This is a genomic window from Variovorax sp. 01T432 (assembly GCF_056398605.1).
The window spans coordinates 22061-36262 of the sequence record NZ_JBFTPS010000008.1 but is presented as its reverse complement, the minus strand read 5'-3'; the positions used below and the strand labels follow the sequence as shown (position 1 = coordinate 36262).

Annotated in this window: 14 protein-coding genes; 11 read left to right on the top strand and 3 right to left on the bottom strand. The window is 68.2% G+C overall.

Annotated elements, in window-relative coordinates:
- Positions 1–124 precede the first annotated feature (124 nt).
- Positions 125–1018: a LysR family transcriptional regulator gene (locus tag AC1DNF_RS08820; protein WP_478148195.1), complete on the top strand. Its 894-nt coding sequence runs from the start codon at positions 125–127 to the stop codon at positions 1016–1018.
- 16 nt (positions 1019–1034) lie between these two features.
- Here the strand turns inward: AC1DNF_RS08820 and AC1DNF_RS08815 are convergent, their stop codons facing one another.
- Positions 1035–1775 carry a TetR/AcrR family transcriptional regulator gene (locus tag AC1DNF_RS08815; RefSeq protein ID WP_478148194.1) on the bottom strand — a complete coding sequence of 247 codons (741 nt, stop codon included), beginning with the start codon at positions 1773–1775 and terminating at the stop codon, positions 1035–1037.
- Positions 1776–1990: 215 nt separating this feature from the next.
- On the opposite strand from AC1DNF_RS08815, the gene AC1DNF_RS08810 reads away from it, so the two are divergent.
- The 10 genes from AC1DNF_RS08810 to AC1DNF_RS08765 are packed head-to-tail and all read left to right on the top strand — an operon-like array spanning position 1991 to position 11983.
- Entirely contained in the window at positions 1991–3241 is a 1251-nt protein-coding gene (locus tag AC1DNF_RS08810) for an ABC transporter substrate-binding protein (protein WP_478148193.1), read from the top strand.
- A 59-nt stretch (positions 3242–3300) separates the two neighbouring features.
- Entirely contained in the window at positions 3301–4161 is an 861-nt protein-coding gene (locus AC1DNF_RS08805; RefSeq protein ID WP_478148192.1) for a branched-chain amino acid ABC transporter permease, read from the top strand.
- Positions 4158–5096, top strand: coding sequence for a branched-chain amino acid ABC transporter permease (locus tag AC1DNF_RS08800; protein ID WP_478148191.1), 939 nt, complete (start codon positions 4158–4160; stop codon positions 5094–5096). Before AC1DNF_RS08805 ends, AC1DNF_RS08800 begins: the two co-directional genes overlap by 4 nt.
- Positions 5093–5833, top strand: a complete 741-nt coding sequence (locus AC1DNF_RS08795) for an ABC transporter ATP-binding protein (RefSeq protein ID WP_478148190.1) — start codon at positions 5093–5095, stop codon at positions 5831–5833. The genes AC1DNF_RS08800 and AC1DNF_RS08795 overlap by 4 nt, the downstream gene beginning before the upstream one ends.
- Complete coding sequence (locus tag AC1DNF_RS08790) at positions 5823–6539, top strand: ABC transporter ATP-binding protein (protein WP_478148189.1); 717 nt, start codon at positions 5823–5825, stop codon at positions 6537–6539. The genes AC1DNF_RS08795 and AC1DNF_RS08790 overlap by 11 nt, the downstream gene beginning before the upstream one ends.
- A 38-nt stretch (positions 6540–6577) precedes the next feature.
- Positions 6578–7720, top strand: coding sequence for an amidohydrolase family protein (locus AC1DNF_RS08785; protein WP_478148188.1), 1143 nt, complete (start codon positions 6578–6580; stop codon positions 7718–7720).
- A gap of 17 nt (positions 7721–7737) precedes the next feature.
- On the top strand, positions 7738–8853 hold the full coding sequence (locus tag AC1DNF_RS08780; protein ID WP_478148187.1) for an NADH:flavin oxidoreductase/NADH oxidase: 1116 nt from the start codon (positions 7738–7740) through the stop codon (positions 8851–8853).
- A 23-nt stretch (positions 8854–8876) separates the two neighbouring features.
- A complete protein-coding gene (locus AC1DNF_RS08775; protein ID WP_478148186.1) occupies positions 8877–9359 on the top strand; it encodes a (2Fe-2S)-binding protein in 483 nt (160 codons plus the stop codon).
- Positions 9356–11470 (top strand): molybdopterin cofactor-binding domain-containing protein, encoded by a 2115-nt coding sequence (locus AC1DNF_RS08770; RefSeq protein ID WP_478148185.1) that lies wholly within the window; start codon positions 9356–9358, stop codon positions 11468–11470. The genes AC1DNF_RS08775 and AC1DNF_RS08770 overlap by 4 nt, the downstream gene beginning before the upstream one ends.
- A gap of 60 nt (positions 11471–11530) precedes the next feature.
- Positions 11531–11983, top strand: a complete 453-nt coding sequence (locus AC1DNF_RS08765) for a VOC family protein (RefSeq protein ID WP_478148184.1) — start codon at positions 11531–11533, stop codon at positions 11981–11983.
- A gap of 126 nt (positions 11984–12109) precedes the next feature.
- On the opposite strand, the gene AC1DNF_RS08760 is transcribed toward AC1DNF_RS08765, so the two are convergent.
- Positions 12110–12457, bottom strand: a complete 348-nt coding sequence (locus AC1DNF_RS08760) for a UBP-type zinc finger domain-containing protein (protein WP_478148183.1) — start codon at positions 12455–12457, stop codon at positions 12110–12112.
- A 20-nt stretch (positions 12458–12477) separates the two neighbouring features.
- Positions 12478–13614: an NAD(P)/FAD-dependent oxidoreductase gene (locus AC1DNF_RS08755; RefSeq protein ID WP_478148182.1), complete on the bottom strand. Its 1137-nt coding sequence runs from the start codon at positions 13612–13614 to the stop codon at positions 12478–12480.
- Positions 13615–14202: the final 588 nt, after the last annotated feature.

The following is a 14202-nucleotide window of genomic DNA, read 5'->3' as shown; positions in this document are numbered from 1 at the left end:
AACTCAGCGTTGATCAAATGATCGCTAACGAGAAGATGACTGAAAAGGACAATCTTTCTCACAATCACGGACACTCGAGGTCCGAACTCCGTAGACTGTGCCGCTCGCCCCAAGCACAGCCACCATGAACCTCATCGACCTGCGGACGCTGAAGCACTTCATCTGCGTGGCTGAGAACGAGAGCATTTCCAGGGCCGCGCAGATGCTGCACATCTCGGCCTCGCCGCTGAGCCGCACCATCCTCAACCTCGAGGAGAAGGTCGGCTTTGCCTTGTTCGATCGCGTCGGCCGGGGGCTGCGGCTCAACAATGCCGGACGGGAGCTGCTGCTCAACGCGCGCAAGCTGCTGCTGAGCAATGAGCAACTGATGCTCGACCTGCAACGCAGGGCCGGCGGCACCGGCGGCACGGTGGTCATCGGCCATATGCCCGGCGCGCTATACAACGGGATCATCCCGGTCATCGCCAAGCGCGTGCAGGCCGCGCATCCCGCGATACGGTTCCAGTTCGAGGGCGCGCTCGAAAGCGATCAGTTGGAGGAATTGCGTCGCGGACGCCTGGATTTCGCGGTTCAGACCCAGGAACTCAACGATCCCTCGCTCGCCTCAGCGGTCTTCAGCTCCGAGCGCTACGTGCTGCTGACACCACGCGACCACCCGCTGGTCGCGGAGCCGGAGATCTCCTCCAGCCAGCTGATCCATGCCGAGTGGGTGGTGACGCCCGAGCGCAACGGCCCCTCGCTGCGCGCCAAGTTCATGCTGGCCTGCCACCGGCTAGGCTTCGAACCGCGCGTTGCCTGCGTCGCGGGCGACATCATCTCGGCGCTCGCGCTGGTGGCGAGCGGCTTTGGGCTGTGTGCCGCGCAAGAGAGCCTGGTGCAGTTCTCGGGCGAGAACATCGTGGTCCGCGAACTCCCGCTGCTGGACATGCGCACCGATTACCGCATTGTTTGGCGCCCGGACGCGCTGGGGCCAGCAGCCGCCCGCTTCCTCGATGCGCTGCTAGAGCGGCCAGCCTGAGTTGCGGGCGGCCCGATCAGGCGGCCGGCCTGCGGCCCCTCTTCGGACCGGCGCCTCCGAGCGGCACGGTCCCCGCGCGGTCGGCCAAGAGCACTTTGGGGGCCCCGTGCAGGAAAGATTCGACACGCATATCAATCAATCGATCAATATTGCGCGGAGCCGCGAGATCGTAGACCCACTTGCGCACGCCGATGTAGAACACGCTGGAGTGCATGGCCCAGATGAGCTCGACCTCTTCATCCTCAGCCTCGCTGCTTTCGGGCTCCGGAATGCCGTAGGCAAAGCGCAATTCGCGCGCGATCAGCAGGAAATGGCGCTCGCGCAGGCGCGCGAGGTAGCGTTGGTTCACGCCGGCGCGGCTCAGGCCCGCATACATGAAGATGCGCACCCATTCGCCGCGCAGCACGAAGTGCGCGTAGTCCTTGAGGTAGCGCTTGAGGCGGCTGTCGAGCGAATGCGTGCGGTCGGCGAGCCACTCTTCCCATTCGGGGTTCCAGCGCCTCACGAACACCTCGTCGTAGACCCGATCGACCAGCGCTTCCTTGGTGGGGAAGTAGCGGTACAGCAGGGGCTGCGAGACGCCCAGGCGCTGCGCCAGGTCGCGCGTGCTGCCTTCGAAGCCGTGCTTCGCGAAGAAGCTGATCGCCGACTGCACGATCTCGTGTTCGCGGTCCTCGGGCGCCAGGCGGCGCCGCTGCTTGGCGCCGCTGGCGCCTTCTTTCGGGGTCTCGTCGGTCTTGGCGATGGGTGCGGTCATCAAGGTCTGTGTCGATGGGTCGGCGGGTCATGCGGCCCGCCCGACGCCTGCATGGAACGATCGTTCGATTATTAGTTCGCCGGACCCGCAATGCCAGTCATTCGGGGTAAACCCCTATCTGCTTCTGATGGACGTGGCTTGCTCCAACATCTTTGGGCACTTATTATTGATCGCTTGATCACCTAATAACAAACCTTACGCAAGATGGAGACAGCATGACGATCGATCGCAGGAATTTCATTGCGGCGGCCGCGACCGCCGGCGCCGCGTTGGCGGCCCCCTCCCTGGTGCGCAGCCAGGGCGCGCCCGAGCCGCTGCGCCTGGGCTTGCTTACCGCCAAGACCGGGCCCTTTGCCTCCGGCGGGCTCGACATGGAACGCGGTTTGCAGAGCTACCTGGCGGCCAACGATCAGATGCTGGGCGGGCGCAAGGTCGAGCTGATCGTGGCCGACACGGGGGGCGTGCCGTCCACCGCCCGCAGCAAGACCCAGGAACTGGTCGAGCGCGAGCGCGCGCAGGTGCTTATGGGCCCGCTGGCCGCCTTCGAGGCACTGGCCACCGACGACTACATGCGCGCCCGCAAGATCCCGGTCTTCCCGGTTGCGGCGGCGGAGGACATGACCCAGCGCAAGGCCAACCCCTGGCTGTTCCGCGCCAGCTCGACTTCGGCCCAATGCGCCCATCCGCTGGCGGACTACTGCGCGAAGAAGCTGAAATACAAGCGCATGGTGCTGGTGGCCGATGACATCGCCTACGGCCACGAGATGACGGCCGGCTTCCAGCGCGTGTTCGAGGAAGCCGGCGGCAAGGTGGTGCAGAAGCTGTTCCCGCCGCTCACGGCGCCGGACTACGGCACCTTCCTGGCTCAGCTCAACCGCGACGCGGACGCGGTCTTCCTCGGCTTCGCGGGCTCCAACGGCTTTCGCTTCATCCGGCAGTTCAACGAGTACGGCCTGCGCGGCAAGCTGGCCTTGGTCGGCGGCATGACGGCGCTCGACGAGGCCGTGCTGCGCAACATGGGCGACGAGGCCCTGGGCATCGTCACGGTCAACTGGTATTCCGCCGAACTCGCGAATTCCGTCAACACGAAGTTCGTTGGAGCCTTCCGCAAGGCGCATGGCTACGACCCCGGCTTCTATGCCGCCTGCACCCATGTCAGCGCATCGGTGCTCGATGCCGCCCTGCAGCCGCTGAAGGGCCACGCCTTCGATCGCGAGTTGCTGCGGGCATCGCTGCAGAAGACGAACGTACTGACCGCACGCGGCCCGGTCAAGTTCGACGCCTGGGGCAACGTGGTTGGCAACGTGTACGTGCGCACTGTCGAGCGCAAGGACGGGCGGCTGGTCAACACGATCATCGAGACCTATCCGGACGTAAGCCAGTTCTGGACCTATGACCCGAAGAAGTTCCTGGCCGAGCCGGTCTATTCGCGCGACTGGCCGCCCGCCAGAAATCTGGCCGCCTGAACTCACACCGGAGCGTCACGGACCGCCGCCGCATCGTCGCGGGCCACGACGTCAAGAACATGCAATTCTGGTTGACTCAGACACTCAACAGCCTGGCCCTCGGCGGCCTGCTGCTGCTGCTCTCATCGGGCTTCGCGCTCATCTTCGGACTGATGCGCATCGCCAACCTGACGCATGGCGCGCTGTTCATGATCGGTGCCTACGTGGCCGCGAGCGTGGCGCGCGCCGGCTGGGGCTTCGCGGCGGCAGTGGTGCTCGCGGCACTCGCGACCGCGGCCATCGGCGGGCTGTTCGAGCGCCTGGTGCTGCGCCGCCTGGCGGGCAATGCGCAGGCTCAGGTGCTGGCCACGCTCGGCCTGTCCTTCATCGCCGCGGACCTCTGCCTGGTGCTGTGGGGCGGCGATCCGATCCCAGTCTCGCCGCCGGCCTTCCTGAGCGGCCCGGCGTCGTGGCTCGGCTTCAGCTTCCCGAGCTACCGGCTGGCCGTGATCGTGGTGGCGCTGGTGGCCGCCGCCGTGCTGTACCTGCTCCTTGAGCGCACGCGGCTCGGCGCCCGCATCCGCGCCGGCGTCGACGACATGCAGATGGCGCGCGCGGTCGGCATCCGCGCCTCGGCGCTGTTCACCGCTGTCTTCTGCCTCGGCGCGATGCTCGCCGGACTCGGCGGCGCGTTCGGCGGGCCGATGCTGTCGGCCTATCCGGGGCTCGACGCCGACATGCTGCCGCTGGCGCTGATCGTGGTCATCCTGGGCGGCGTCGGCAGCCTGATGGGCACCTTCATCGCCAGCTTCATCATCGGCTTCATCTACACCTTCGGCATCGCTCTGGTCCCGGATCTCGCCTACGTGATCCTGTTCCTGCCGATGATCCTGGTGCTGGCCTTCCGGCCCGCCGGCCTGCTCGGAGGTGCCCGAGCATGAACACCACGCTACGTTGCCTGCTGCTGCTCGCGGTCCTGGCCTTGTTGCCGGCGGTGCTCGGCGAGTACTACGTCAATCTCGGCAGCCAGATGCTGATTGCCGTGATCTTCGCCTCCAGTCTTAACCTGCTGGTGGGCTACGCCGGCCTGACTTCGCTGGGCCACGCAGCCTACCTGGGTCTGTCGGCCTACATCGCCGCCTGGCTGGCACTGCGCCTGGGCATCGGCCATGCCGTCGCGGCGCCACTCACGCTGCTGGCCACGACGGCCATCGGCGCCGTCTTCGGATGGATCGCGCTGCGGGCTTCCGGGCTCAGCTTCCTGATGCTGACCCTGGCCCTGTCGCAGGTGGTCTGGGGCCTCGCCTACCGCTGGACCTCGGTCACCAACGGCGACAACGGGCTTTCCGGCCTCACGCGCCCGGCCCCGTTCGGCATCGACATGGAGAACAGCAACGCCTACTACTGGTTCGTGCTGCTGATCGCCGCAGTGGTGCTGCTGGTGGTGGGGCGCCTTGTCAACTCGCCTTTCGGCGCGTCGCTGCGCGGCACCCGCGACCAGCCGCGGCGCATGAGCTCGCTCGGCTACAACGTCTGGGCGATCCGCTGGTGCGCGTTCGTCGGCGCGAGCTTCGTGGGTGCGCTGGCGGGCCTGCTCTACGTCTACTTCCACAAGTATGTGCATCCGAGCATGCTGTCGCTGACCGCCTCGGCCGAGGTGCTGCTGAGCGTGATCGCCGGCGGTGCCGGCACGCTGGCCGGGCCGGCCGTCGGCGCCGTGCTGGTGGTGCTGCTGAAGAACTATGCGTCGGGCTACGTCGAGCGTTGGAACATGCTGCTGGGCGCGGTGTTCGTGTTCATCGTGCTGGTGATGCCGCACGGCATCGTGCCCGGATTGCGCGCGCTGCTGGCTCGGTTGCAGGGGCGCCGCGCATGACCGCTGCCCTCGAGATCAAGGGACTCCGCAAGTCCTTCGGCGGAATCGCCGTCACGCAGGGTGTCTCGCTCACGATGCAGCCCGGCGAGCGACGCCTCATCATCGGACCCAACGGCGCCGGCAAGACCACGCTCTTCGGCCTGATCGGCGGCGAGATCCGGCCGGACGGCGGCTCGATCCGCATCTTCGGCGAGGATGTGACGAAGCTGCCGGTACGAGCCCGCGCACGCTGCGGGCTCGCGCGCACCTACCAGATCATCACGCTGTTTCCGAAGGACACGCTGGCGCACAACGTCGTGCTGGGGCTGCTGGCCCTGCTTCCGCTGCGCCTCGACGCGGGCACCGACCTGTCGCGGCACGCGACGCTGCACGATCGCGCGATGCAGCTGCTCGACGGCGTCGGGCTCGGCGCCAAGGCGCTGCATCGCGTGTGCGACGTGTCGTACGGCGAGCAGCGGCGAGTCGAATTGGCGCTCGGGCTGGCGCAGCAGCCGCGTCTGCTGCTGCTAGACGAGCCGCTCGCGGGCCTGTCGCAGGACGAGCGCGTGGTCGTGCAGCGGCTGATCGCCCAGGTCCCTCGCGAGACCGCGATCCTGATGATCGAACACGACATGGACGTGGCGCTCGAGTTCGCCGAACAGATTACGGTCCTGCACTACGGACAAGTGATCGTCGAAGGCGACCGGCGCACCGTTGTGAATCATCCGAGAACACGGGAGATCTATCTTGGCCACTGATGCATTGAGCGTGAGCGGACTCGACGTCTGTTACGGTCAGAGCCAGGTCGTGCACCGGCTCTCGATGAACCTGCGGGAAGGCCGCGTGCTCGCCCTGCTCGGACGCAACGGCGCCGGCAAGAGCACCTCGCTCAACACCTTCGCCGGGCTGCACCAGGCGCGCAGCGGCAGCATCCGGCTGGCGGGCCGCCCGGTCGAACGGATGTCGCCCGAAGGCATCGCACGCGCCGGCATGCGGCTGGTGCCGCAGGGTCGGCGCATCTTCCCGAGCCTGACGGTGCTCGAGAACCTGCAGGTGGCAGCGCAAGCCGCAGGCGGCCGCGCGCATGCCTGGAACCTCGATCGCGTCTACGCCACCTTCGGACGCCTCAGGGAGCGCACGCGGCATCGCGCCGGCACGCTCTCCGGCGGCGAGCAGCAGATGCTCGCCATCGGCCGCGCACTCATGGGCAACCCGCGCGTGCTGCTGCTCGACGAGCCCTCCGAGGGGCTCGCGCCGCTGATCGTCGCGGAGGTGGCGCAGGCCATCAGGACGCTCAAGGCCGACCGCCTGTCGATCGTGCTGGTCGAGCAGAACTTCCACCTGGCGCTCGAAGTGGCGGACGATGTGGTCGTGCTCAACACCGGTCGCATTGTCCATGCCGGCAGCGCCGATTCGGTGCGCGCCGAGCCCGAACTCGCCACGCGCCATCTCGGCGTCTTCTAGGCCGAATCCATCAATCACACCCCCCCAACGGACTTCACGTGCTCTACACCTGCTCCCCCCACTGCACCGACCCGACCCATCGCCACGCTCCGGCCGCCAGCGGCCGCGCGCGGTCGGCGGCTCTCTCGATGGCTCGCACGGCCAGCGCGTCCGCCCCGGTGCGCGGCGACCGCCCGCCAGTGGTCGACGTCCATTGCCACTACCTGAACCCGGAAGTCGCCAAGGCGGCGAGCGACCTTGATGTCGGCCGCCACGACCCGAGCGTGATCCATGCGAACGAACTCACGCGCCAGACCAACGTGGCGCAAATGCGGGAACGCGCACCCAAACTGACCGGTATCGACCAACGCCTCGAGGACATGGACCGCATGGGCATCGACATCCAGGCGATCAGCCCGGCGCCGTTCCAGTACTTCTATTTCACGCCGCCGGAGCGCGGCGCGGCGCTGGCACGGCAGGTGAATGAAGGCATCGCGGCGCTCGTGGCCGCCACGCCGCAGCGCTTCGTCGGCCTCGGCTCGGTGCCGCTGCAGAACGCCGAACTCGCGATCCAGGAACTCGACCATGCGATCGGCGCGCTAGGCCTGCGCGGCATCGAGATCAACACCAACGTCAACGGCCTCGACCTGACTGATGCGAAGCTTGGGCTGGAGCCCTTCTTCGCCCGCGCCGATGCACTCGGCGCGGTGCTCTTCCTGCATCCGGTCGGCTTTTCAGAGGGCGCCCGGCTGACTGACCACTACTTCAACAACGTGATCGGCAACCCGCTCGACACGAGCGTGGCCGTAAGCCACCTGATCTTCGACGGCGTGGTGGCGCGCTATCCCAACATCAAGTTCATCGCCGCGCATGGCGGCGGCTACGTGTCCCACTACTGGGCGCGTATGGACCACGCATGGCGCGCGCGGCCGGATTGCCGCACGGTGATCGATCGCGCACCCTCGAGCTACCTCAAGACCTTCTACGTCGACACCATGGTCTTCGATCCCGAGATGCTGCGCCACCTGGTCGACCTCTTCGGTGCCGAGCGCGTTCTGCTCGGCACCGACTATCCCTACGACATGGGCGAGGAACACCCACGGCAGCTGATCGCTTCGGTGCGGGGCCTGTCGAGCGAAGAGGTCGCGCGGATCGAGGGGCTCAATGCCGTGGAGCTGCTCCACATCGCGCCGCAGCGCTGAAACCCGGAGCATCTCCCATGTCCCTCCTGTTCAGCGAACTCGCGATCGGCGGCATGCTGTTTCCCAACCGCATCGTCGTCTCCCCCATGTGCCAGTACTCCGCGCGCGATGGCGTTGCCAGCGACTGGCACGTGCAGCACCTGATGCAACTCGCCTTTTCCGGTGCCGGCCTGGTCATGGTCGAGGCCACCGCGGTCGAGGCCCGCGGGCGCATCACGCATGGCTGTCTCGGCCTCTACAGCGATGCCGCCGAGGCCGCGCTGGCGCGCGTGCTGATGGCGGCACGCGCGGTGGCCGCGCCCGGCACGCGTTTCGGCATCCAGTTGGGCCACGCGGGCCGCAAGGGGTCGGCCCACGTGCCGTGGGAGGGCGGCGGTCCGTTGCAGCCTGGCGACGACAGCGCGGCGCCCTGGCTCTGCGCGGCACCGAGTGCCCTGCCCTTCGCGCCGGAGTGGGACACGCCCGAAGCGCTCGACGACGCTGGCATCGAGCGTCTGTCCGATGCCTACGTCGACGCCGCCAGGCGGGCTGTTCGACTGGGCTTCGATGTCATCGAGCTGCACTGCGCGCATGGCTACCTGCTGCACCAGTTCCAGTCGCCACTCACGAACCGGCGCGGCGACGCCTGGGGCGGTGACGCGGCCGGGCGCGATCGGCTGGCGCTTCACATCGCATGGCGACTGCGCGAGCATGTGTCCGGCAGCCACGTGCTCGGCGCTCGCATCACCGGCACCGACTGGGCCGAGGGCGGCCTTGGGCCCAATGACGCAGTGCGGCTGGCGCGGGGCCTGAAAGACATCGGCTTCGGCTACGTCTGCGTGAGCAGCGGCTTCGCGGTGCGCGGCGAGCGCATTCCGTTCGGCCCCGGCTATCAAGTCGGGCTGGCCGCGGAGGTCCGGCGCCGCAGCGGGATCGCCACGCGTGCTGTCGGCGGCATCAGCGAACCGGCGCAGGCGGCCGAGATCGTGGCTTCGGGCCAAGCCGACCAGGTGGCCCTGGCCCGCCCCTTCCTGGCCGACCCGCGCTGGGTCTGGCGGGCGGCCGAGACGCTCGGCATCACGCCCTACTACCCGCCGCCGTATCAACGCGCGGCCGGTCTTCGCAAGCCGGCCACGGCGCCGGTCGCTGCCTGAGCCCGACACCTTCCATCGATTCCATGACTTCCTCCTTCGAAATCAAGGTCAACGGCAGCGCACACCACGTGCAGGCCGACGAGAACGACCTGCTGCTCTACGTGCTGCGCAACGACCTCGACTGCAAGGGCGTGCGCTTCGGCTGCGGGGCCGGCCACTGCGGCGCCTGCACTGTCTGGATGGATGGCCGCGCGGTCCAGTCCTGCGACATGCCGCTGTGGGGCACGGCAGGGCGCGAATTCACCACGGTCGAGCATTTGCGGGAAGACCCGGTCGGCGCGGTGGTGCTCGAATCCTTCGTCACGCTGCAGGCCGCGCAGTGTGGCTATTGCATCAACGGCATCCTGATGTCGGTGACGGCCCTGCTTCATCGCACCACCGCGCCGACCGAGGCCGAGTTGCACGAGACGATGCACAGGCACCTCTGTCGCTGCGGCGCCCACACGCGCATCCTGAAGGCGATCGACGCGGCGGCGGACCGACTTCGCACGCAAGGCCGACCATGAGCTCCGTGCCCCCCACGCCGCCGGCCATCCTGGCCCACCCACGGCTCGACCAATGGCTGCGCATCGGGCCGGAACGCCAGGTTACGGTGTTCACCGGTAAGGTCGAACTGGGCCAGGGCATCGAGACGGCGCTGGTGCAGATCGCCTGCGACGCGCTCGGCCTGACTCCGATGCAGGTGCGGCTTGTGGCCGGCCACACCGACTGCTCGCCCGACGAGGGCTATACGGCAGGCAGCCTCTCGGTTCAGTATGGCGGCGCCGCGCTGCGCTGGGCTTGCGCGCATGCCTACGCGCTTTTCAATGCCCATGCGGCGCGGCGACTGGACGTTGCGCCGTCCGAACTGCAGGTCGAGGCGGGCTGCTTCGGGGCTGTCGGCGACGAGCGGCGAACCGACTACTGGGAACTCGCGCCCGCGACCGATTTCGATATCCCGATCGTCGCGCCGCCCCCCGTTGCTCGCCATGCATCCGAGCCCTACGTGGGTCGCTCGCTGCCACGCGTTGACCTCATGTCCAAGCTGACCGGCGCGGGTTACCTGCAGGACCTGGTCATTCCCGGCATGCAGCACGTGCGCATGCTGCGTGGACGGCATCCCGCGCAGCAGCTGGCGGCGGTGCCTCTGGCCGAGTTGCAGGCGCTGCCGGGCGTGTCGCAGGTCGTGCACAGCGGCCGTTTCCTGGCCCTCGTGGGCCCGCACGAAGGCGCATTGGTGCGCGCGCTGCCGAAGGCCCGCAAGCTGCTCGACTTCGATGCCATGCTCGACCCGCACGCGGGCCAGGACACGGTTTCGCTGCTGCAGGGCCTGCCCGCCAGCCCGCGGCGCGTCCACGAGGCGGGCACGCCGGGGACCGGGCTCCAGACCCACAGCGCCGCCTACTCGCGTCCATACCTCGCTCACGCGTCGATCGGGCCGTCGTGCGCGCTGGCCGATCCGCGCGGTGGCCGGCTGCGCGTCTGGTCGCACACGCAGGGCGTCTATCCGCTGCGTGACCAGATCGCCGCGGCGCTCGGACGCGACGCCAGCACGGTAGATGTCATCCATTCACCGGGAGCCGGCTGCTACGGCCACAACGGCGCCGATGATGCAGCTTTCGACGCCGCCTTCGTCGCCACGCGTATCGGCCTTCCGGTTCGCGTGCAGTGGATGCGCGAGGACGAGATGTCAATGTCTCCATTCGGCTCGGCCAGCGTGGTGCAGGTTACGGCCGGTCTGAACAATGCCGGACGCATCAGCGGCTGGGCCCTGTCCCTGTGGAGCCACACCCACATGAACCGGCCTGGCTGGGGCGATGGCGTCAACCTGCTCGGTGCGTGGGAGATCGACCCGCCGCTGCCGCGGCCGGCTCCGCGCGACCTGCCGTTGCCGGCGGGCGGCGGCGACCGCAACGCGATCGTGCTGTACGACCTGCCCCACCAGCAGGTCGACTACCACTTCATCGCCGGCTCGCCGGTGCGCGTCTCGGCGCTGCGCTCGCTCGGTTCCTATGCCAACCTGTATGCGATCGAAAGCTTCATGGACGAGCTGGCGCAGTTCGCCGGCTGCGACCCGGTCGAGTTCCGCCTGCGCCACCTCGGCGACAAGCGCGCCCGCGAGGTGCTGGAGGTCGCCGCCGAGATGGCGGGCTGGGGCCGGCGCGGGGAGAGCGGCACCGGCAGCGGCCTGGGCATTGCCATCGGGCGCTACAAGAACCAGGCCGCCTACTGCGCCATCGCGATACAGGTTAGCGTCGAAGAGAAGGTCCGGGTCGAGAAGGCCTGGGTCGCGGTCGACGCCGGCGATGTGGTCAATCCCGACGGGCTGGTCAACCAGATCGAGGGCGGCCTGTTGCAGTCACTCAGCTGGACGCTGAAGGAAAGCGTGAGTTGGGACCACACCGGCATCACGTCGCTCGACTGGGAGCACTACCCGATCCTGGGCTTCGATGAGGTCCCCGAGATCGCCGTGCGCGTGCTGGAGCGGCCGCTCGAACCCAGCCTGGGCGTCGGCGAAGCGGCCGCCGGCCCGGCCGCCGCGGCCGTGGCCAACGCCGTCGCTCACGCCCTCGACCTGCGCGCCCGGCAGTTGCCGCTTTCTGCCGAACGCCTGGCGCATCTGATCAACGCGGGCTGAGCGCCGGTCATCCGAACTCGATCCGAACCCGCTCCGAATCCAACGTCCAAGGACCTCGTCATGGCCATCCAGCACCTTGCCCATTACTCGGTACGCACCAAACAGCTAGAGGCTTCGCGCCACTTCTATGTCGACGTGCTCGGCTTCCGCGAAGGATTCAGGCCGCCCTTCGACTTTCCCGGCCTCTGGCTCTACAAGGGCGACGACGAGGCGCAGTACGGCGTGGTGCACATCATCGGCATCGACCCCGACGCTCCCCAGGGGCTGGTCGATTACCTCGGCGACAAGAGCGAAGAGTCTCTGCACGGCAGCGCCGCAATCGACCACCTGGCTTTCCTGGCGACCGACCTGCGCGACATGCGCCGACGGCTGAAGCAGGCTGGCCTGGCTTTCCGCGAACGCACTGTCCCGAGCATAGGCTTGCACCAAGTGTTCGTCGAAGATCCGTCGGGCGTGATGATCGAGCTGAACTATCCGGCCGACGAGGCACGGGGCCAGGGAGCGCAGGCATGAACGCGCCGCAATCCGCGAAGCCGGCGCGCAAGGCGCTGGTCATCGGTGGCTCGCCGGGTGTCACCTACCGGCGTAATGGAGCCACCCATTTCCGAATCTCAAGGACCTCGACGGGATGCCGCCGCATCAGACGTATCTCGGGATCGGCCCGATCTGCGGCGTGGTGTCGTCGCCCAAGTCGAGCCCGACGCGGTCGACGAAGCACCAGCCCCAGCCTTCCGGCGGGTCATAGCCTTCGATGATCGGGTGCGATGTCGCATGGAAGTGCGCGCGTGCGTGGCGGTTTGGCGACTCGTCGCAGCAACCCACGTGGCCGCAGGTCCGGCAGAGCCGCAGATGCACCCAGGTGCTGCCGGTCTTGAGGCATTCCTCGCAGCCGCTGACGCTGGGCACCATGTGGCGGATGCCGGCGGTATGCGTGCATGGCTTGGTCGTGTCGAACTCCTCATGAAGTGGCAAGATGTTGATGGACAACGGCAACAGCCATCGCGCCTTCACCGCGGACGCCACCCCTTGACGGAGCCGTGCCGCACGTCGCCGACGGCAAATGACCCGGGCACGCTGTTCTTCAGGTGAAAGGGCGGGCGATGGAGGCTCCAGTTGAGTGGTCGGGCGTCAGCAGCAGGTCGGGACCGGTGACCAGGTAGCCCGCGGCATCCCGGACGATGGCCGTGTCGCGGGCCCATTCGGTATTGGGCAGGCCGCCGATGCAGACGAACACGCGCTGCGCGGACAACGCCTCCAGATGGCCGCTCGGGCGGTCGCGCACGGTGATCCCCTCGAGGAACCGGTCGCCGGCCAGTGCGATCACTTCGCATCAGGTCACGACCCGGATCCTGGGCGAGTCGACGATCTTGCGCCTCCGGTAGTCTGACAAGGTGTCGGCTTGCCTTGCGCCTTGCGCCTTGCGCCGTGCGCCGTGCGCCGTGCGCCAGCAGCACCACTTCGCGTGCGTACTGCGACAGCTTCATCGCCGCCTGTCCCGCCGAGTTGCCGCAGCCCACCACGCAGACCGTCTCGCCGGCGCACATCGGTGCCTCGCTCGAGCCGGCGCCGTAGAACGAGCCGGCGCCCAGCAACCGCTCTTCGTTGGGAAGGCCAAGGCGGCGCCACTCGACGCCGGTCGCGCAGATGTTGGCGCGGGCCGACAGCTGGCTGCCGTCGGCGAGGTCGACGCGGATGCCATCGTCGACGAACATCGCGTGCGTTCCCTCCCGCAGCCGCAGGATCTCGGCGCAGAAGCGCACGGCCTGCTGGCGAGCGCGTTCCGCGAGCTCGGCGCCGCAGATGCCGCACGGAAAGCCCAGATAGTTCTCGATCAGCGACGAGCTGCCCGCTTGTCCGCAGATTGCCTGGCGCTCGACCAGCACGGTCTTCAGGCCCTCGGATGCGGCATACACCGCGGCGCTCAGCCCGGCGGGCCCGCCGCCGTAGATTGATATGTCGTAGCGCGCCAGCCGCGGCCGACTCACCCAGCCGAACCGCTGGGTGATCTCGGGCACGCTCGCCGACAGCAGTCGCGTGCCGTCGGGGAACTCGCCCAGCGGCAGGGCCGGATCGTCGAGCCCGCTGACGCCCGGGAGGCTGCGGGCCGAGGCCTCGTTGAGCTCGACCCAGTCATAGGGAACCATGCTGCGGCTCAGGAAGTCGCAGATCTCGAAGGCCCGCGGCGAGTTGGGCGCCCTAGAGCAGATGAACCGCAGCTGGCGATGTCGGCGGCGTGGCGGAAGGATCCTCGTCCGTCATGAGATCCCCCGGAGGGCGTGCGGGTCGCGCTGCCCGGGGGGGTCATCTGTGTTCCTTGGTGAGCCGCGGCTGGGCGACTCCTCGACTGTCGACGGCCGGCGTTGCGAGCCGGTTTCATGCAGCTTCGGGTGTATTGCAGATGCAAGATTCAGGACTGCGTAAGTGCGGCGGCCCTCAGCCAGTTGTGGCTGCTGGCGGCCAGCGCCGTCGGCTTCGAGCTCGGCGTGCAGGCCATGCTGATTCGCGCACCAGACCATCGTCTATGGCATCGAGCCCGCGGCGCGCAGCTGGCTCAACGCGGTTCTGTTCACCGGCATGTTCATCGGCATGGCCGCCGGCTCTGCACCGGCCGCGCTGCTGCCGCCGCAATGGGGATGGATGGGCGTGACTGCGCTGGCGACGGCGTCGGGGCGGGCGCGCTCGCGCTGCGCCTGTGGCCTGTGCGGCGGGCGGGTTAGCTTCGTCGCACCTTG

What these genes read in the sequence shown, in the direction of transcription:
- AC1DNF_RS08765 (WP_478148184.1), top strand. Translation starts at nt 11,531, where the DNA reads ATGGCCATCCAGCACCTTGCCCATTACTCGGTACGCACCAAACAGCTA.
- AC1DNF_RS08800 (WP_478148191.1), top strand. Translation starts at nt 4,158, where the DNA reads ATGAACACCACGCTACGTTGCCTGCTGCTGCTCGCGGTCCTGGCCTTG.
- AC1DNF_RS08795 (WP_478148190.1), top strand. Translation starts at nt 5,093, where the DNA reads ATGACCGCTGCCCTCGAGATCAAGGGACTCCGCAAGTCCTTCGGCGGA.
- AC1DNF_RS08755 (WP_478148182.1), bottom strand. Translation starts at nt 13,614, where the DNA reads ATGGTTCCCTATGACTGGGTCGAGCTCAACGAGGCCTCGGCCCGCAGC.
- AC1DNF_RS08820 (WP_478148195.1), top strand. Translation starts at nt 125, where the DNA reads ATGAACCTCATCGACCTGCGGACGCTGAAGCACTTCATCTGCGTGGCT.
- AC1DNF_RS08770 (WP_478148185.1), top strand. Translation starts at nt 9,356, where the DNA reads ATGAGCTCCGTGCCCCCCACGCCGCCGGCCATCCTGGCCCACCCACGG.
- AC1DNF_RS08815 (WP_478148194.1), bottom strand. Translation starts at nt 1,775, where the DNA reads ATGACCGCACCCATCGCCAAGACCGACGAGACCCCGAAAGAAGGCGCC.
- AC1DNF_RS08775 (WP_478148186.1), top strand. Translation starts at nt 8,877, where the DNA reads ATGACTTCCTCCTTCGAAATCAAGGTCAACGGCAGCGCACACCACGTG.
- AC1DNF_RS08780 (WP_478148187.1), top strand. Translation starts at nt 7,738, where the DNA reads ATGTCCCTCCTGTTCAGCGAACTCGCGATCGGCGGCATGCTGTTTCCC.
- AC1DNF_RS08810 (WP_478148193.1), top strand. Translation starts at nt 1,991, where the DNA reads ATGACGATCGATCGCAGGAATTTCATTGCGGCGGCCGCGACCGCCGGC.
- AC1DNF_RS08805 (WP_478148192.1), top strand. Translation starts at nt 3,301, where the DNA reads ATGCAATTCTGGTTGACTCAGACACTCAACAGCCTGGCCCTCGGCGGC.